Origin of the sequence: Bordetella sp. BOR01, from assembly GCF_019218885.1 — a bacterium.
Lineage (GTDB): Bacteria > Pseudomonadota > Gammaproteobacteria > Burkholderiales > Burkholderiaceae_B > Bordetella_A.
In genome coordinates this window covers 43,211-61,384 of sequence record NZ_JAHUWT010000005.1, presented here as the reverse complement: position 1 = coordinate 61,384, position 18,174 = coordinate 43,211, and the positions used below count along the sequence as shown (strand labels likewise).

Here is an 18,174-nt window from a genome sequence, read left to right as displayed (position 1 = left end):
GCTGCAACTGCAACTGCAACTGCAACTGCAAGACCCGATATTCACTGATTTTTTTTTACGTAGCATTCATGCACAAGGGGTTGACCACCATGCAGAAAAAAAACCATCCTGGCCGCGGCACCGCGCGCCGCCGGGCGCTGAAGTACCTGGCCTGGCCGGCCGTGGCCGCTGCCCTGTCGCTGGGCGCGCAGCCCGCAGCCGCGGCCGATGACTGGCCGACCAAGCCCGTCGTGCTGATCGTGCCCTTCGCCGCCGGCGGCACCACCGACCTGCTGGCCCGCCTGGTGGCCGACGGCCTGTCCAAGGGGCTGAAGCAGAACGTCATCGTCGAGAACAAGCCCGGCGCCGGCGCCAACATCGGCGCGGCCGAAGTGGCGCGCGCCGCGCCCGACGGCTACACCCTGCTGATGGGTACGCCCGGCCCGCTGGCCATCAACCCGTATGTCTATCCCAAGATGCCGTTCGATCCGGCCAAGGATTTCGCCGCGGTGTCGTATGTGGCCGACGTACCCAATGTCATCCTGGCCAATCCGGCCACCGGCCTGAAGAACATCCCCGACCTGCTGGCCCGGGCCAAGGCAGACCCCGGCAAACTGAACTGGGGTTCGCCGGGCGTGGGCAGTACCGGCCACATCCAGCTTGAACTGCTCAAGCAACTATCGGGCGTGGACATTGCCCACGTGCCGTACAAAGGCGCATCGCAAGCCTCGGCCGACCTGATCGCCGGCCACATCGACCTGGCGGGCGACAATGTGCCCACCGCGCTGGAAAACATCCGTGCCGGCAAACTGGTGGCCCTGGGCGTGGCCAGCAACGACGAACTGGAAGTGCTGCCCGGCGTGCGGCCGGTGCGCGAAGCCGTGCCGGGCTACCTGCTGCCGTCCTGGTTCGTCATTGTGGCACCGGCGGGCACCCCCCAGCCCATCGTCGACAAGATCAGCAATGCGATCGACGCGTTCGAGAAAGAACCCGCTACCATCGAGAAATTCCGTGCCCTGGGCGCCGTTCCGGTCGGCGGCCCCGCCGAACACCTGGCCAAGCACCTGAAAGCCGAGCAGGCACGCTACGGCGACGTGCTGAAGAACATCAAGGGAATCCAATGACGCGCAAGCGCCTGGCCGTTGCCCGCCTGTGGTTCGAGGGCAATGCCTTCGGGCCGGTACCCGCCGGCATGCCGCAGTTCGAACAATACGAGTGGCAAGCCGGCCCGGGCGTGCTGGATGCGATGCGCGGCACCGCCACCGAGTTGGGTGCCGTGGCCCGCTTTGCCGATACCCATCCAGAATGGGAAGTCGTGGTGTTGCGCTGCGCGGCCGCCCTGCCGGCCGGGCCCATCGACGAAGCCGTGATGCAGCGCTACACGCAGGAAGTGCAGGCCGGCCTGCAGGCCGGCGCGGCCCAGGGTGGCTGGGACGCGGTGTACCTGTCGCTGCATGGCGCCGCCATCACCGGCACGCGCGAAACGCCTGAACTGGATCTCGCCCGCATGGTGCGCGAGCTGCTGCCCGACGTGCCGCTGGGCGCCAGCTTCGACCTGCATGGCAACATGCCGCCCGAGTGGGCTGACGTACTCGACATCGCTTCCGTATACCGCACCCACCCGCATGTGGACATGGACGAAGTGGCCGACCGCGTGCTGGGCGGCCTGGTACGCTGCGCGACCCAGGGCTTGCGCACGCGCCGCGTGCTGCTCAACGAAGGTGTCGTCCTGCCCAGCATCAATATGCGCACCGCCCCGGGCGGCCCCATGCATACGCTGGAACAAGCCGCCCGCGACGCCACGGTCGGGCCGGTGCTCGATGTCTCCGTGTTCGGCGGCTTTCCTTATTCCGATACCGCAGCTACCGCCGCATCCGTCTTTGTGGTCAGCGACGCCCAGGGCGACCCCGATCGCCAGGCAGCGCAAGCGGCGGCCCGCCATGTCATGGACCGCATCCACCAACTGGCCGATGCGTTCCGCATGCGCCTGCCGCTGGCCGACGAGGCCCTGGCTGCGGCGCTGGCCAGCACCAAGCCCGGCCTGATCGCGGTCACGGATTCGGGCGACAACCCGCTGTCGGGCGGCGGCGGCGACACGCCAGGGCTGTTCCAGGCCTTGGTCTCGGCGCGGCCCCAGGTACCCACGCTGTTCGCCAGCTTTGCCGACCCGCAGACCGTGCAGGCAGCGCGCAAGGCTGGGGTGGGCCAGATGCTGCAGGCCACGCTGGGCGCGCGCAACGGCCCGCATTTCGGGGCCGGCGTACCGGTGCGCGCCGTCGTTGAACGGCTGACCGACGGTGTGTTCCTGAACAGCGGGCCCATGCAGACAGGCGTGGAACGCCGTTGCGGCCATAGCGTAGTGCTGCGCATCGAAGGCCTGCCCTCGCTGCGCGTGATCGTGACCGAGCGCGTGGTGGCCGGGGACGACCCCGCTTTTTATGCATTGCACGGCATCGATCCGGCCGAACTGCGCCTGCTGTGCGTCAAGGCCAAGAACCATTTTCGCGCCGCCTTCGCGCAGCGTTGCGCCGAGATCATCGATTGCGACGCGCCGGGGCCGGCCTGCCTGGACTTGTCCAAGCTGCCCTTCAAGCACCGCCACATCCCGGCCGGGTATTGATGGTGGCCGGCGGGTGCCTCAAGGCCCATGGGCCGCTTCCGCGGGCAGCAAGCCCCGGTCGCGCGCCCAGCGCAGGCCCCGCAGCGTGTCGCCAAGCGGCACGTACTCGCAGCCCACCCAGCCATCGAATCCGCGCCGCTGCAGCAGGTCCAGCAGATAGCCGTAGTTGATCTCGCCGACATCCGGCTCGTGGCGTCCCGGCACGCCGGCAATCTGGATGTAGTCGACGTAGGCGTAGTAGCGCTCGATCAGGGCGGCCAGATTGCCCTGCTCCATCTGGGTGTGATAAAGGTCGAGCTGCAGGCGCAGGTCCGGCGAGTCGATTTCGTCGATCAGCGACACGGCTTCTTCGACGCGCGCCAGCGAATAGTGCGGCAGCATCTGCCGGCTCAGGGGCTCGAGCAAGACCTTGATTCCGTGCGGCGCAAACAACTGCAGCGCCCGTTCCAGGTTGCGCACCAGCAGCGCGCGGCAGTTGCGCAACGGCGTGGCGGGCAAGAGATTGCCGGTCAGCAGGTGCACGCGCCGGCAGTCCAGGCCCAGGGCATAGTCCAGGCCGCGCGCCAGCGAGTCTTCGTAGTCGGCCCGCCGGCCCGCCAGCACCGCCAGGCCTTTGTCGGCGGCCCCGCCGGGCGGCAGGTTGATGACCGACAAGGTCAGCGCGTGCCCGCGCAGGCGCCTGGCCATCGCTTCGATGTCCTGATCGTAGGGGTACATCGCCTCGACCGCGGTGAAGCCGGCCTGCGCGGCGGCGGCGAACCGGTCCAGGAAAGGCAAGTCGGGAAACAGCAAAGAGACATTCGCGGACAGCTTGAGCACGTTCGGGCCCTAGTTCATCTTCACGTTCGCGGTCTTGGCGATAGCCTGCCACTTTTCGAGTTCGGCCGCCGTATAGGCCTGCGCCTGCGGAAGCGACATGGATTCGATATCGGCGCCGATCTGGTGGATTTTCTCTTGTGTATCGGCCCGGGCCAGGCCCTTGGCTATCGTGTCGTGCAGTTTTTGCACGACTTCCGCGGGCGTGCCCGCGGGGGCCAGCACCGCCCACCACGAAGTGGTAGAGAAGTCCGGGAAGCCTTGCTCGGCAACGGTGGGCACGTCCGGCATCCGCGGCCAGCGCTTTTCCGAAGTAACGGCCAGCGCCTTGAGCTGGCCCTGCTGGATGAACGGCAGCGAAGACAGGGGCTGATCCACCATGAAGTCGACCCGGCCGGCGATCAGGTCCGGATAGGCCGCGGCACTGCCCTTGTAGGGCACGCTGGTCATCCGGGCGCCGGACAGGGCCTCCAGCCATTTCGCATTGAGCAGGTGCATGGTGGCGCCGGTGGCGTAGTAGACGTCGTCTTTACTGCCCGCGGCCAGTACATCCTTCAGGCTGGCGTACTTGGCGTTTGAGGCCGCCAGGATGACGTTGGGCGACGAAGCCACCACGCTGACGGTGGTGAAGTCCTTGGCCGAGTCATAGGGGATCTCGGTAAAGATGGCGGGATTGATGGCGTAGACACTGGTCGTCACCAGCATCAGGGTGTTGCCGTCCGGCTTGGCGGTGCGTAGTTGGCGCGCCGCGATGAACCCTTCGGCGCCCGGCTTGTTCTCGACGACCACCGGCACGTTGAGTTCCTGGCCGATATCCTTGGCCAGCACGCGGGCCAGGATGTCGGTCGAGCCGCCCGCCGAGAACGGCACGATCATGGTAAGCGGCCCCGAGGCCTGGGCTGCGCCGGCCAGGCCCAGGGCGACTGCGGCGGCCAGGCCGATGAGTTTGGATGTCAGTTTCATGGTCAGGTTGTCTCCCCGTAGACCGTGGTTGTTTCGGCATGGCGCGCGATATGCGTCTTCAGCAGGCTCACGCATTCCTGCGGCACGATGTGCTGGATCATGTGGAAAGTGGTGCCCACCTCGCGCAGGTCGAGATTGCGCACCAGCGTCTTCAAGGCATCTTGCTGCTCGCTGTTGGCAATGGCGCCACGCTGCGGATACAGGCACAGCATGGGTGCGGCGATCTTCGGCAGGTAAGGCCGGGCATCGGCGTCGATGGCGAACTGCGCCAGCGCGGCCAGGACTTCGGTTCCCGTCTCTTCCACGGTATCGGTGTACCAGGCCAGGAAGCCCGGCGGCGTGTCGGGCGGGAAGCGGGTGCTGGCGTTGGTGCGGTCCAGCCACTCGCGGGGTCCCAGCTTGCGCACGGCTTCCGGCCAGCTTGCCGTGCCCAGGGCATAGCCCTGCCTGGCGGCATCGGAAATGAACACCGGGCCGGACACATTGCACAGCGTCAGTACGCGTTCCGGGTAGCGGCCCGCCAGCGCCAGCCCGATGAGGCCGCCGATGGATTCGCCGCAGTAATGGAACCGGCGCGCGCCCAGGTGGTCGGCGATGGCGATCACGTCGTCGCTCAAGGTCTCCAGTGTGAACCCGGTGTCGGTGTCGAAGTCGCGGCTCGATGCCCCTTGCCCCCGCATATCGGGGCATACCACCTTGAAATACCGGCTCAACAGCGGCACCCACTGGAACCAGAACCGGCCTCGCCGGCCGTAGCCGTGCTGCAGGAACAGATAGGGCGCATCGGCCCACGGATCGGTGAAATCCGTAAGGGTGTAATGCAGGTCGGGGCCATTGGCCCGTTTGACGATAGGCATGTCGCCTCCTTTTTCGGTTATCAGAATTGATGGAGCGTGGCCGGGTTGTCGACCAGGATGCGTTGGCGGTAGCGGTAGCGCGAGATAGTAGGTGCCGGTTTAGAATCCGTCCAATATATGAAAACATCCCTGTAAGATGATTTAGATATGGAACTGCGCCATCTCCGATACTTCATGGCTGTCGCCACCGAATTGCACTTCACGCGGGCCGCCGAACGCCTGGGCATCGGCCAGCCCCCCTTGAGCCAGCAAATCCAGCAACTCGAACAGGAAGTCGGCGCCCAGTTGTTCGTGCGCGACCGCCGCGGGGTGGCGCTGACCGAAGCCGGCCGCGCGTTCATGGCCGAGGCCCGCCAGGTGCTCGACGGCGCCGAGCGCGCCAAAGAGGCGGCGCGCCGCATCGCCTGCGGCGAGGTAGGCACCCTGTCCATGGGCTTCACGGTCTCGGCCAGCATCCACCCCTTCGTTCCGCGCCTGATCCGGACCTACCGCAGCCGCTATCCAGGTGTAGGCGTCAGCCTGCAAGAGCACTCGACCCTGGAACTGATCGAGCGCGTGTACAACGGATCGGTGGATCTGGCCTTCGTGCGGGCGCCCGCGCAGCAAATGCCGGGCGTACAGATCGAGACCCTGCTCACCGAGCCCATGCTGGCCGTCATTCCCGCCACGCATCCCCTGGCCGCGCGCAAGTCCATCGACTTGCGCGAACTGGCCGGCGATATGTTCATTTTCTATCCGCGCAAGGTGGGCGTAGGCATCTACAACGCCGTCGTCCAGGCCTGCGAAATGGCGGGCTTCCGTCCATCCGAGGGCATCGAGGTTCCGCAGTTGACTTCGGTCGTCACGTTCGTGGCCGCCGGCATGGGCGTCTCGATCATTCCCGCCACCATGAGCCAGCTACAGGCCGAAGGTGTGCGCTACCTGCCTTTGCGGGGCCAGCCGCCGATTGCCAACCTGGCGATCGCCTATCGGGGCAAAGCGCCTTCCATGGCCCTGAGCTATGCCATCGACCTGACTCGGCAAAGCGCCCGGGAAAGCCCCTACCGCGACGGCGCGGCAACGTCGTGAAACGCCGCAGGCCCAGGGCCTGCCTACAAGTAGTATTCGCGCGCCAGGTGCTCGTAGTCACGGTCGAGTTCGGCGGCCGGCCCCTGCGCCACCACCTGCCCGGCCCGCAGCATGTAGAAGCGGTCGACCACCTGGGCCGCCAGCCGCATGTTCTGCTCGACCAGCACCAGCGCCACTTCGCCCTCGCGCTTGAGCGCCTGCATCATGGCGCCGATTTCCTGCACGAACAGCGGCGACAGGCCGGCCGAAGGTTCGTCGAGCAGGATGATGCGCGGTTCGGCCATCAGCGCCCGGCCGATCGCCAGCATCTGCTGCTCCCCGCCCGACATGGTGGCTGCGCGCTGCTCCATGCGTTCCTGCAGGCGCGGGAAATAACCGAACACGCGTTCCAGGTTGCGGTCGTAGCGGGCCTTGGCGCGTGCCAGGCAACCCAGCCGCAGGTTGTCGCGCACGCTCAGGTCGCCGAACAGGTCGCGGTCTTGCGACACCTGCAACAGGCCGGCCTGCGCCACGCGATGCGGCGCCCCCGCACGAGCGGGCTTGCCAAACAGGCGTACGACGCCGGCCTCGTGCGGCAAGAAGCCCGACAGCGCGTTCAGCAGCGTGGTCTTGCCCGCGCCGTTGGCGCCCAGCAGGCCGATCGCCTCGCCCTGCCGCAACTGCAGGTCTATCCCCGCCAGGGCCGGCACCCGGCCGTGCCGCACCGACAGGCCGGCGACATCCAGCAACAGTTCATTCGTGGCCAAGATATGCCTCCAGCACTGCCTGGTTGTTGCGCACCGCGTCGGGCGTGCCTTCGGCCAGGCATTTTCCGTAGTTCAGCACCAGGATGCGGTCCGACACGGCCATGACCAGGTCCTGCACGTGTTCGACCAGCACGACGGCGATGCCCGAGCGGGCCAGCCCGCGCAACACGTCGCCCAAGTGGTGGCGGTCGCTGGGCGACAGCCCGACAGCCGGCTCGTCCAGCATGATCAGTTCGGCGCCGGCAACCAGCGCGCGGCTGATCTCGACCAGGCGCTGCTGGCCGAACGACAGATCGCCCGCGGTGCGGTCGGCCAGCTCGGCAATACCCATGCGCGCGAGCATGGCACGCGCCTGCCGCACGGCCTCGCGTTCAGCCCGGCGCGCCGAGGGCAGGCCCGCCACGGTGCGCCAGAATGCGCGGGGAATCGCCAGCTCCAGCCCGGTCAGCACGTTTTCCAGTACCGTCATCTCGCGCAGGATGCCGTTGTTCTGGAAGGTGCGGCGGATGCCCATGCCCGCGATCTGGTCGGGCGTGCGCCCCAGCAGCGACACGCCCTTGTACGACACGGTGCCGCCCGCCGGCCGCACGAAACCCGTGATGGCGTTGAAAGCCGTGGTCTTGCCCGCGCCGTTGGGCCCCATCATGGTGAAGATCTCGCCCGGCTCGACGCGAAACGACAGTTCGCTGACCGCGCTCAGGCCGGCGAAGCGTACCGTCATGTTCTCGACTTGCAGCATGGTCTACTCCCGGTACAGCCGTTCGCGCACGGCGGGGATGCGGTCGGCCACCAGCCCGCTCAGGCCGCGCGGCATGAAAAACAGCACCAGCATCAGCAGCAGGCTGAACACGATCTCTTCCAGGCCGGGAAAATTGCGCAGCAACTCCGGCGCGCCGGTCAGCAGCACGGCGCCCAGGATCGAGCCCGCCAGGCTGCCCAGCCCGCCGATCATGACGATGGCGAAATGCATCAGCATCTGCGCCAGCCCGAACGTGTCAGGCGAGATGCGGCCATTCAGCAAGGCATACAGGCCGCCGGCCAGGCCGGCGATCAGGCCGCTCCAGGCAAAGGCCAGCACCTTGCTGCGTGCCACGGCGATGCCCAGCGACGCTGCCGCGGGCTCATTGTTGCGTATGGCCACGAACGCCCGGCCGATGCGCGACTTCAGCAAGTGCAGCGTGGTGGCCAGCCCCAGGCCCAGCACCACCAGGAACACGTAGTACTTGCCCGTCTCGTTCAGCGTCGCGCCGAACAGGCTGGCGGGCGGAACACTGAAGCCGCCCGCCCCATAGGTGATGCTGTCGGCGTGCACGTAGAACCAGCGCATCAGTTCGCCAAAGGCCAGCGTCACGATGGCCAGGTAATAGCCCTTGACGCGCAGGGCCGGCAAGCCCACCAGGCCGCCCGCCAGGCCGCCGGCAATGGCCGACAACGCCAGCGCCAGCGGGAAGGGCAAGTCCAGGCGCGCCATGGCCAGGCCCGCGGCGTAGGCGCCGATGCCGAAGAATGCGGCATTGGCGAACGCCAACTGGCCCAGGTAGCCGATCACGATATTGAAGCCCACGGCGGCCAGGCAATAGACCAGCATGGTATTGATGACGAACTGTACGTAGTTGTTCACGCCCAGCGGCAACACCGCCAGCACGATGAGCAGCAGCAGCCAGCAAACGCGCCGCTTCAGCTTGCAGGAATCAGCCACGGTCGCGTCTCCGTCCGAGCAGGCCCTGCGGACGAATCAGCAGGACAATGATGATGACCAGGTAAGCGGTGATGTCCACCAGTGCGCTGGACAAGTAGCCGCCCGCCAGGTTCTCGAACACGCCCAGCACGATGCCGCCCAGCACGGCGCCCGGCAGCGAGCCGAAGCCGCCCAGCGTCATGGCGGCGAAGCCGCGCACCAGCATGTGCCCTCCCATGTCGGGATATACCAGCGTATTGGGCGCGATCAGGATGCCGGCCAGCGCCCCCATGGTGGCGCCCACGCCCCACATCAGGTTGCGCAGCAAAGGCACATTGATCCCCGACAGGAACGCGCCGCGCGGCGTCTGCGAGGCGGCTTCGATCACCTTGCCGATCTCGGTCTTCTGGAAGAACACGAAGAAGCCCACCACCACCAGCAGCACCAGGCCTATGATCAGCATGTCCTGCGGCAGCAGCACGACATCGCCGAAGAACATCGGATCGCCCGCCATCAGCGGCGGCAGGGCCACCACTTCGCGGCCATAAAAGAACCGCGAAATGCCCTTGAACAGATACGACAGGGCCACGGTCATCATCGCCAGGCTGATATGCGGCGCCTGCTGCAGCGGCCGCATCAGCCCGCGTTCCACCGCCATCCCCACCACGAACATCAGGCTCAGCGAGAAAACGATGCTCCATCCGTAAGGCCACCCCAGCGTCTGCAACGGCACCAGCACGGCAAACGCCCCCAGCATGAAGAACTCGCCATGGCAGAAGTTCACCACGGTGGTAGAGCGGAACAGGATGGTCATCCCCAGCGCGATAAGGGCATATACGCACCCCACCGCGACACCGCTGACGATCAATTGAGCAAGCATGGCAGTCGCCCTTCCCCGCTATCAGCCGCCGGCCGGATAAGCCGACACGATGGTGGGCTTGCCGTCTTTCATGTAGATCATCTTGCCCTGCTTGATGCCGGCGTGGTCCTGCGGCGTGAAGCTCAGCGGACCGGACTGTATGCCGGGATCGAAGTCGCGCAGCTTGTTGAGTTCCGCCATGAACTTCTCACGGGTCAGGTCGGGCCCGGCGCGCTTGAGGGCTTCCACGATGGCCAGCGCGCCTGTCATGCCCATGAAGCTCAGGGTCTCGACAGGGTCTTTGGGATGCGCCGTGGTGTAGATGTCTTTCCACTTCTGGAACGCCGGGTCGTCCAGCGTCTTGGACAGCGGGTAGAACACATACAGTTCGCGCGTGGCGGCCGGGTTGCCCACCCGCTTGACCATGTCTTCCAGCGACACGCCCTGCGTGGCGATCACCGGTGCCTTGATACCGTATTTGTTCGCATCGCGCAGGTAGATGGTCAGCTCAGGCGGATACAGAATGGCCAGCACCGCATCGGGCTTGGCCGCGCGCAGGCGCAGCAATTGCGAGGTGGCGTCGGTGCTGCCGCGCTCCAGGTAAGCTGTTTCCACCGGCTCCAGGCCGCGGGCCTTCAGTTCGGCCAGCGCGGGCTCGATATGCGATTTTCCCCATTCGTCCGAATGGCTGATGATGGCGATGCGCTTGGCACCGGGCTTGCTCAATGCGAAGTCCACCATCGACTGCGCCACCGTGGCGGTGGTGGCCACCGGATGGAAGATATTGGGCTGCACGGGGTTCGAGATCGCCGTGCTCGCCGCGCCCAGCACCATATACGGAAATTCCGGATGGCGCGCCAGTTCCGGCTTGATCGCCATGACGGTGCCGCTGCACCAGCCGCCGTGGATCATGAACACCTGATCCTGCGACATCAGCTTCTTGGTGGCGGCGATGGTCTTGTTGGGATCGCAGGCGTCGTCCTCGACCACTACCTGCAGCTTGCGGCCGTTGATCCCCCCGGCCTCATTGACCTGCCGGTAGATGGCAGTGGCGCCCAGCAGCGGCAGCGAACCCACCGCGGTGGGCCCGGTCAAGGGGCCGAACATGCCGATGCGGATGGTGTCGGCCGTTACCCCGGTGGTGTCGGCGGCCTGGGCCGCCAGCGGCAGGGCTGCGACGGCCGTGGCCGCCAGCAGGCTTTTCAGCGTGCGTCGTTTCATGGTTGTCTCCTGGTTTTACTGTCTTATACGAACTGCCGGCCACGCGCCCCGAGGGGCAGTAGCGGCGCAAGGCGGAACGCGCTGCCTGCCCGCCTGTTGCGCTTACTGCCCGCGGCGCGCCGCCGCGGCGGAGCCGGCCAGCCGGCCGAATACCGCGCCGCGCAATACCGAGGTGGCACCGGTATAGGTGCCGTAATACAGGCCCACGGTCTCGCCAGCCGCATACAGGCCCGGAATCGGGTCGCCGTCGGTGTTCAGCACCTGGCTGCGGGTGTCGACTTTCAAGCCGCCGAACGTAAAGCAATTGCCGCAAATAATGGGATACGCCAGGAACGGCGCACGGTCGATGGGCCGGGCCCAGTTCGACTTGCGCGGCGCGTAGCCGGCACGCGTGGCCAGCCCGTCGGTGCGCAAGGCATCGAATTCGCCCTGCCCGCAGGCCTGGTTGTAGGTGTTCAGCGTGGCCTGCAGTGCGGCGGCGTCCACGCCGATCTTGCCGGCCAGTTCCGCCACGCTTTCCGCGCGTACCGGGGGCTGGTTGGAACGCACGCTGCGGCGCCAATTGGGCACATCATCGATACGCCCGTCCAGCACCGCCCAGGCAATGCCCTCGGGTTGCTCGTGGATCACGCGCGTGATCGATTCGTAGGTGGCATCCACAGTGGCCGGCGCTTCGTCGATGAAGCGCTCGCCGCGCCGATTGACCAGCACGCCGTAGTTGAATACCAGCACGATGGGTTCGGGCGCGCCCGAGCGCGGGTCCAGCGGCTCGGCATGGAACTGGCCGAAGTCTCCCGATGGCGCGGCACCGGCCGCCAGGGCCATGCGCAGGCCCTCGCCCTTGTTGTAATAACCGCCGCGCGCCACCGGCCGCAGGTAGCGGGCGCGCGGCCCCAGGTACTGCGCCAGCATCTCGGGGTTGCCCTCGAAACCGCCGCAGGCCAGCACGGTGGCCGGCGCGTGCAGGTCGAAACTGCGTGCGTCGGGGCCCGTTGCCCGGATACCCACAATGGTGCCGTCGGCCTCGCGCAGGAACTCGCGGGCCGTCGTGCGGTAATGGAAATCGGCACCGTTCTGCTCGGCCCACCCGGCCAGCGCCTCGACCATGGCCAGGCCGCCGCCCACCGGCCCCATGCGGCTGGTGCAAGTAGTAATGAAGTAGCCGGGCAGGAAGTCGAAACGCACCCCGAAGGATTTCAGCCAGCCGATTGCCGGACCGGCATTCTCGGCGAAAGTCGAGATCAGTTCCGGATCGGCGAAGCCCAGCACCTTGACGATCGACGACCAGTTCTCGTATGCGCCCGCGGCTTCCTTGATCAGTTCCGGGTCCAGGTAGTGGCCCGCGTTCTCGGCGAAATGCGCTTCGAAGTCGTCGGAGACCTCGGATTCGCTTTTCATGCGCAGCATGGCTTCGGTCCAGCGCGTGTTGCCGCCACGGTCTTCGCGCGGGGCGCGCTCCAGGATGGCGACGCGGGCGCCGGCCTGCATGGCCGTGACCGCCGCGCTCAGGCCGGCGATGCCGCAGCCCACGACCACCACGTCATACGTCTTGCGCGCATCCGGGGATGTTGTCTCGTTCATGGTTGTTCCGCTTTCCATTGGGCCCGGGATCAGTACTTGCGCACGAAGGGATTGGGCATGTTCAGGTCAGAAGACATCCACACGCTCTTGACCTCCATGTATTCCTTCACCGATTCAAAGCCGCCCTCGCGGCCCAGGCCGCTGTCCTTGAACCCGCCGAACGGCGTCATGTAGCTGGTGGACCGGTAGTTGTTCACCCACACCGTGCCGGCACGCAGTTTTTCCGACATCAACATCGCACGGTGCAGGCTCCTGGTCCACACGCCGGCGGCCAGGCCGAAGCGGATATCGTTGCCGATGCGGATAGCGTCTTCTTCATCCTTGAACTTCAGCACCGCCAGCACCGGCCCGAAGACTTCTTCCTGCGCGATGCGCATCTGGTTGGTCACGTCGGCGAAAATGGTCGGCTCGACGAATTGGCCCGCGCCGTACTGCGGGCCAGTCAGCGCGCGGCCACCGGTAACGCACCGTGCGCCTTCCTGCTTGGCGATATCGATGTACTGCAGCACTTTCTCGTACTGCGGCCGCGTTGCCACCGGGCCGATCTGCGTATCGGCCTGGGTGGGATCGCCGATCTTGGCCGAGCGCGTGATCTTCTCGATACGGTCCAGGAATTCATCATGGATGGATTCCTGCAGCAACAGGCGCGAACCGGCCATGCAAGTTTGCCCGCCGGCCGAGAAAATGCCGGTGATGACGCCGTTGGCGGCGCGATCCAGGTCGGCATCGTCGAACACGATGTTGGGCGACTTGCCGCCCAGTTCCAGCGACACGCGCTTCAGGCCTTCGGCCGCGGTCGCATAGACCCGGCGGCCGGCCGCGTCGCCGCCGGTGAAGGCCACACGGCCCACATCCGGATGGCGGATCAGCGGTTCACCCACTTCGGCGCCGAAACCGGTCAGCACATTGATCACGCCCGCGGGAATGCCAGCCTCTTTGGCCAGCCCGGCCAGCACCAGCAGCGAAGCGGGCGTGAATTCCGATGGCTTGCAGACAATGGTATTGCCTGCGCACAGGGCCGGCCCCAGTTTCCAGGCCGTCAGCAGCAGCGACGAGTTCCACGGGGTGATGCTGGCCACCACGCCGATGGGCTCGTAGCGCACGGTATTGAACACCCCGGGCTTGTCGATCGGCACGACATGGCCCTGGATCTTGTCGGCCAGCCCGCCGTAGTAATAAAAATACTTGGCGCAGTACTTCACCTGGCCCAGCACCTCGCTCATCAGCTTGCCGTTGTCGCGGCTTTCCACTTCGGCCAGGCGTTGCGCATTGTGTTCGATCAGTTCGCCCAGCTTGTACAGCAGGCGGCCGCGATCGCTGGCCGACAGCCGGGACCATTCGCCTTCGAAGGCCTGCCGGGCGGCCGCGACAGCGCGGTCGACATCGGCGGCCCGCGCACGCGGCACCTGGGCCCACGCCTTGCCCGAGAACGGATCCTCGGTGTCGAACCATTCGCCCGCCTCGGCGTCTACCCATTCGTTATTGATGAAAAGTTGGTAACGTTCCATTGCCTCGACCTTTGTTGTGCCTACCTGATTGCGATACGCCATTATGGTCAGCACCCTGCCAAGGGCGGAACTGATTAATAATCAGGAGTTGATGCGGTTTCCTCATCAACTCAACCTGCCAAGGGGGCGCACGCATGAAGCGGAAAATACCCAGCACTGTCGCACTGGCGGTCTTCGAGGCAGCCGCCCGCCACGAGAATTTCGCCCGCGCAGCCGAAGAGCTCTGCCTGTCGGAAAGCGCGGTCAGCCGCCAGATCGCGGCACTGGAAAACTACCTGGACGCACGCCTGTTCACGCGCGTGAAGAAGCAAGTGGTGCTCAACGATGCGGGCCGCTACTATGCCGACCGCATCGGGCCGCACCTGGAAGAAATCGAACTGCATACCCAAGAGCTGATGGCGCACCGCGGCGCGGGCGGCATACTCGAGCTGGCGGTCATTCCCACCTTCTCGAACCGCTGGCTGCTGCCGCGCCTGCACGAATTCCAGGCGCGGCACCCGCACATCACCATGAATTTCAGCGAACGGCCCGAACCCTTCCTGTTCCGGGGCACCAACTTCGACGCCGCCCTGCATTTCGACCACCCGGCCTGGACAGGCGTGGTGAAGATCGAGCTGTTCGACGAAGAAGTCGTGCCGGTGATCAGCCCGCACCACCATGACCTGGCGGCGCTGCACGAGCCCGCCGATCTGGCACGCGTGCCGTTGCTGCACAAGGCCACCCGCACCGATGTCTGGCGCCGCTGGTTCGACATGGTGGACGCCGCCAACGACCGCCCCTTGCCCGGCATGCGGTTCGAGTTGTATTCCATGGTGATCGAGGCGGCCCGTGCCGGCCTGGGCGTGGCACTGGTGCCGCGCTTCTATGTCGAGCAGGAACTCGTGCGCGGCGATCTGGTGATTCCCTTCGACATCGCGCTCAAGCACGCCAAGCGCTACTGCCTGGTGTACCCGGAATACAAGCGCGATTCGCCCGCGGTGCAGGCGTTCCGGGCCTGGGTAGAGGATTCGGCGCGGCGCTTCAAGTCCGGTACGGCCAGCGATCCCGCCGCGCCGGCCAAGATGGCCCCCGCGATCCTGCTGGCCTGACGCGCTCAGGCATCCGGCGGCAAACCCGGCACATTCCCCAACCCGCAACGACGCGGACTTCGCCAGCGGCGATTGCGCGGCGATGATCCACGGCCGGCCCGGCTACGGGTAAGCCCTATCAGGTCACGGATACGAAATCTCGATAGAATTCCTATTCCGGTACTGTATTCCTATATAGGAATGACAGGACACCACAAAGACATGCGCAAAGAGGCAATGGCTTGTACCGCCATCGCGCAAGCAAACATGTCTGTCCAGAATAGGAGACGAATCATGAAATTGGGGCGCGCATTAGCAATAGTTGCCATCACGTCTGCGGGCTTTATCACCCCGGTGCAGGCAGAATGGAACCCCAGCCGGCCGATCAGGATTGTCGTGCCCTACCCGCCGGGAGGCGCCTCGGATGTTGCGGCCCGGTCGATGAGCGATCGCCTCGGCCAAGAGCTGGGCCAGCCGGTCGTGGTGGAAAACCGGCCTGGAGCCGGCGGCATCGTTGGCACGGATCTGGTGTTCCGGGCCGATCCGGATGGCTATACGTTATTGCTGGGCGCTTCCGACGCGATATCCATCGCGCCGCATCTGCAGCCCAACCTGACACGATACGAACCCGGTGAATTCATCCCTGTCGCACCCGTGAATCAGGTCACGACCGTCCTGGTGACCCGCTCGGATCTGGGGGTCAAGACGACCGCCGAGCTACTGAAGCTGGCCAAGGACAGACAGCTTACCTACGCTTCGTGGGGCAACGGCAGCCTGGGGCATGTCAGTGCCGAGGCCTTCCGCGCCGCCTCCAAGATAGATCTGCTCAACGTGCCCTACCAGGGCGCTGCCCCCGCCGCACAATCGGTACTGGCGGGGCAAGTGGATCTGATGTTCATGCCCGGCCCGTTGTGGCTATCTTTCCGCGACCGCGTGGTATCGCTGGGCGTCGCGTCCAACACGCCCTTCGAGGGCCTGCCGAGCCTGACCAGCCAGGGGGTTCGCACTGATGTCGTGATCTGGCAAGGTATCCTCGCCCCGCCCAATACGCCGATGGGAATCGTCGACCGCCTGCATGCGGCATTCACGAAAGTGCTGGAGGAACCCCAGATGAAAGAGCGATTCGTCAAGACGGGCAGCATTCCGCTATCGCTTAGCCAGAAAGCGTTTGCATCCATGGTGCGGGCCGATATCACGCGCTGGCAGAAAGGCCTTGCCGACCTCAATATCAAACCCCAGTAAACGGCCGTCCAGCGCTCGCCGTGAGCGCTCCCAGGTCGTCTGTCCGTGCATCAATCAAGGAAGTGGAGGGTAAGTCCATGAAAGCAAGTGAACGAAAGCCGTTGCGCCTTTGGCACCAGTCGATGACCGAGCTCGACGGCCTGGGCAGCTACCGCGATTTCTTGAACAAGCATGCCGGACAGGTATTGCACAACGAGGCCACGGTGCACGTTCATGGCCTGCACCCGGGCACGTATCATGGACGCACGCCAACCTCGGCATTGGGCAATGCTTTTGTCTACCACCGGGCGGTCGACCAGATAATCGACTATGCGATCCGCGCGGAACGCGATGGCTTCGATGCCTTTGTGATCGGCTCGTTCAGCGAGCCGATGCTGCGGGAAATACGTTCAGCGGTCGACATCCCTGTGACTGGAATACTGGAATCGTCCATGCTGGTGTCCTGCTCTTTGGGACAAAACATTGCGCCCATCGCAAACGCCCCCGAGATATCCGCCATCGTGCAGTCGACGGTCAAGCAACACGGGCTGGCATCGCGCGTACTGCCATGCGCCTCGCTGGATCCTCCCATGCACGAGGCACAGTTGCTCGAAACGGCGGCCAAATATCCGCAAACCCTATTGCAGGCCTTCACGAATGCGGCAACTTATGCCGTGACCCGGCAGCGCGCCGACGTCATCGTCCCCGCTGAAAGCGTGCTTGCATCCCTATTGATAGAACACAAGCTGACGCAGGTCTGCGGCGCCTTGGTCGTCGACGTCCTGGCCATCGCCTGGAGATCGGCCATCATGATGGTGCGCTTGCACACCGACTGCAACATGAAGATCAGCCGGGCAGGTGCCTATGCGCGGCATGACCCCGAACTGGTCGCACTCATGGCGCGATGATATCGGCGTGGCGCGGCCAGCCCTCAAGCCCGCCGCCCCACCTGCCCCGGCGGCATGCCATACCGTTGGCGAAACGCGGTGGCGAAGTTGGCCGGGCTGGAATAACCGGCGATCCAGGCCGCCTGCGCCACGCTGACGGCATCGCGTTCCAGCGCAAGGCGGGCCCGCGCCAGCCGCGTGTCGCGCAGATAGGCGAATACCGTCTTGCCCCATACGGCGCGGAAATGGCGTTGCAATGTGTTGGCGCTGACGAAAGCGTGGCGGGCGATCTCTTCCAGCGTCAGGGTATCGGCCTGGCCGCTGTCGAGCAGGTCGCGCACCTGTTCCATGCGGGCGCGTTCGCGTTGGCGCAGCCCCGCCCCGGCCTGCGCCGGCACCCTGCCGCGCAGGCAGGCAAAGGCCTCGACGGCCAAGTCCAGCGACCGCGATTCCTGGTACATGCGCGACAAGGCCGTATCGAGTTCGGGCGGAGCCAGCATCTGCTCGGCCAGCGCCACCGCCTGCGCCGAGGCATTCCATTCGTACACCGACAAGTGCTGGCGTGAGAACGCCAGGCAGGGCTGCAGCTCATCGCCGAAGCGGCGCTGCAGCCATTCGTCGGCAAACGTGAGACTGACCGTGCGCTCGATGTCACCGCGCCGCGACTGGCGCACGAACTCGGTGGGCCGGGCCACCGCCACGACCGCGCCACGCGCCCGCCCATCGGGCCGCGGCCCCAGCAGGACGCGGCGTCCGCCAAAGCTCACGTCGGCCTTGCCCCCCACGGTCAGGGCGATACGCAAGCCGGGACGCAGGGTGGCGCGCACCGCCACGCCCTGCAAGTCACGGGCATCCACGCGGTGCAGCACCAGGCCATCGGCCAGCGCCATGGTATCGATCAGGCCCTGGAACATGGGCTGGCTGGAACCGGGCGCAACCACGGCGTACTGCGCCGTGCCGTGATGGGCCTGGCGGCGCAGCGCGGGCTCGTCGACCAGCGCGGGATCGCGGCGAAACGGTGCGCCGGTATTGGGCAGCGCGGCATTCATGTGGAAATGAGGATCAGGCAAAGCTTTCTGGTGCAGGGGCAAAGCCGCGACAGG

At 65.8% G+C, this 18,174-nt stretch carries 17 protein-coding genes; 6 read left to right on the top strand and 11 right to left on the bottom strand.

The window, feature by feature from the left end:
• Nucleotides 1-89 precede the first annotated feature (89 nt).
• Both KW845_RS25670 and KW845_RS25665 read left to right on the top strand, forming a co-directional pair.
• Nucleotides 90-1,103: a tripartite tricarboxylate transporter substrate binding protein gene (locus KW845_RS25670; protein ID WP_218372235.1), complete on the top strand. Its 1,014-nt coding sequence runs from the start codon at nucleotides 90-92 to the stop codon at nucleotides 1,101-1,103.
• Complete coding sequence (locus KW845_RS25665) at nucleotides 1,100-2,599, top strand: M81 family metallopeptidase (protein ID WP_218372234.1); 1,500 nt, start codon at nucleotides 1,100-1,102, stop codon at nucleotides 2,597-2,599. Before KW845_RS25670 ends, KW845_RS25665 begins: the two co-directional genes overlap by 4 nt.
• Nucleotides 2,600-2,617: 18 nt before the next feature.
• On the opposite strand, the gene KW845_RS25660 is transcribed toward KW845_RS25665, so the two are convergent.
• From KW845_RS25660 to KW845_RS25650, 3 genes are read right to left on the bottom strand one after another with little or no spacing between them, the layout of a single operon-like run.
• Nucleotides 2,618-3,418, bottom strand: a complete 801-nt coding sequence (locus KW845_RS25660; RefSeq protein WP_218372233.1) for a TIM barrel protein — start codon at nucleotides 3,416-3,418, stop codon at nucleotides 2,618-2,620.
• Between the two features lie 9 nt (nucleotides 3,419-3,427).
• Nucleotides 3,428-4,378, bottom strand: coding sequence for a tripartite tricarboxylate transporter substrate binding protein (locus KW845_RS25655; RefSeq protein ID WP_218372232.1), 951 nt, complete (start codon nucleotides 4,376-4,378; stop codon nucleotides 3,428-3,430).
• A gap of 2 nt (nucleotides 4,379-4,380) precedes the next feature.
• Entirely contained in the window at nucleotides 4,381-5,235 is an 855-nt protein-coding gene (locus KW845_RS25650) for an alpha/beta fold hydrolase (RefSeq protein WP_218372231.1), read from the bottom strand.
• A 147-nt stretch (nucleotides 5,236-5,382) separates the two neighbouring features.
• On the opposite strand from KW845_RS25650, the gene KW845_RS25645 reads away from it, so the two are divergent.
• A complete protein-coding gene (locus KW845_RS25645) occupies nucleotides 5,383-6,303 on the top strand; it encodes a LysR family transcriptional regulator (RefSeq protein WP_218372230.1) in 921 nt (306 codons plus the stop codon).
• 23 nt (nucleotides 6,304-6,326) lie between these two features.
• Here the strand turns inward: KW845_RS25645 and KW845_RS25640 are convergent, their stop codons facing one another.
• The 7 genes from KW845_RS25640 to KW845_RS25610 all read right to left on the bottom strand — a co-directional run bounded on the left by KW845_RS25640 (nucleotide 6,327) and on the right by KW845_RS25610 (nucleotide 13,896).
• Nucleotides 6,327-7,049: an ABC transporter ATP-binding protein gene (locus tag KW845_RS25640; RefSeq protein WP_255592958.1), complete on the bottom strand. Its 723-nt coding sequence runs from the start codon at nucleotides 7,047-7,049 to the stop codon at nucleotides 6,327-6,329.
• Nucleotides 7,036-7,788, bottom strand: a complete 753-nt coding sequence (locus KW845_RS25635; protein ID WP_218372547.1) for an ABC transporter ATP-binding protein — start codon at nucleotides 7,786-7,788, stop codon at nucleotides 7,036-7,038. The genes KW845_RS25640 and KW845_RS25635 overlap by 14 nt, the downstream gene beginning before the upstream one ends.
• A 3-nt stretch (nucleotides 7,789-7,791) precedes the next feature.
• The gene (locus tag KW845_RS25630; RefSeq protein WP_218372229.1) at nucleotides 7,792-8,748 is read right to left on the bottom strand and encodes a branched-chain amino acid ABC transporter permease; all 957 of its coding nucleotides are present in this window, start codon (nucleotides 8,746-8,748) and stop codon (nucleotides 7,792-7,794) included.
• Nucleotides 8,741-9,607: a branched-chain amino acid ABC transporter permease gene (locus KW845_RS25625; RefSeq protein WP_218372228.1), complete on the bottom strand. Its 867-nt coding sequence runs from the start codon at nucleotides 9,605-9,607 to the stop codon at nucleotides 8,741-8,743. The genes KW845_RS25630 and KW845_RS25625 overlap by 8 nt, the downstream gene beginning before the upstream one ends.
• A gap of 21 nt (nucleotides 9,608-9,628) precedes the next feature.
• Nucleotides 9,629-10,807, bottom strand: coding sequence for an ABC transporter substrate-binding protein (locus KW845_RS25620; protein ID WP_218372227.1), 1,179 nt, complete (start codon nucleotides 10,805-10,807; stop codon nucleotides 9,629-9,631).
• 102 nt (nucleotides 10,808-10,909) lie between these two features.
• Entirely contained in the window at nucleotides 10,910-12,388 is a 1,479-nt protein-coding gene (gene tcuA / locus KW845_RS25615) for an FAD-dependent tricarballylate dehydrogenase TcuA (protein ID WP_218372226.1), read from the bottom strand.
• Nucleotides 12,389-12,417: 29 nt separating this feature from the next.
• Entirely contained in the window at nucleotides 12,418-13,896 is a 1,479-nt protein-coding gene (locus tag KW845_RS25610) for an aldehyde dehydrogenase (protein WP_218372225.1), read from the bottom strand.
• A 134-nt stretch (nucleotides 13,897-14,030) separates the two neighbouring features.
• Between KW845_RS25610 and KW845_RS25605 the strand changes: the two genes are divergently transcribed.
• The 3 genes from KW845_RS25605 to KW845_RS25595 all read left to right on the top strand — a co-directional run bounded on the left by KW845_RS25605 (nucleotide 14,031) and on the right by KW845_RS25595 (nucleotide 17,092).
• Nucleotides 14,031-14,984 (top strand): LysR family transcriptional regulator, encoded by a 954-nt coding sequence (locus KW845_RS25605; RefSeq protein ID WP_218372224.1) that lies wholly within the window; start codon nucleotides 14,031-14,033, stop codon nucleotides 14,982-14,984.
• 201 nt (nucleotides 14,985-15,185) lie between these two features.
• Nucleotides 15,186-16,205 carry a tripartite tricarboxylate transporter substrate binding protein gene (locus tag KW845_RS25600; protein ID WP_218372223.1) on the top strand — a complete coding sequence of 340 codons (1,020 nt, stop codon included), beginning with the start codon at nucleotides 15,186-15,188 and terminating at the stop codon, nucleotides 16,203-16,205.
• 77 nt (nucleotides 16,206-16,282) lie between these two features.
• The gene (locus tag KW845_RS25595; protein WP_218372222.1) at nucleotides 16,283-17,092 is read left to right on the top strand and encodes an aspartate/glutamate racemase family protein; all 810 of its coding nucleotides are present in this window, start codon (nucleotides 16,283-16,285) and stop codon (nucleotides 17,090-17,092) included.
• Nucleotides 17,093-17,115: 23 nt separating this feature from the next.
• Here the strand turns inward: KW845_RS25595 and KW845_RS25590 are convergent, their stop codons facing one another.
• The gene (locus KW845_RS25590; RefSeq protein WP_255592957.1) at nucleotides 17,116-18,141 is read right to left on the bottom strand and encodes an AraC family transcriptional regulator; all 1,026 of its coding nucleotides are present in this window, start codon (nucleotides 18,139-18,141) and stop codon (nucleotides 17,116-17,118) included.
• Between the last annotated feature and the right edge of the window lie 33 nt (nucleotides 18,142-18,174).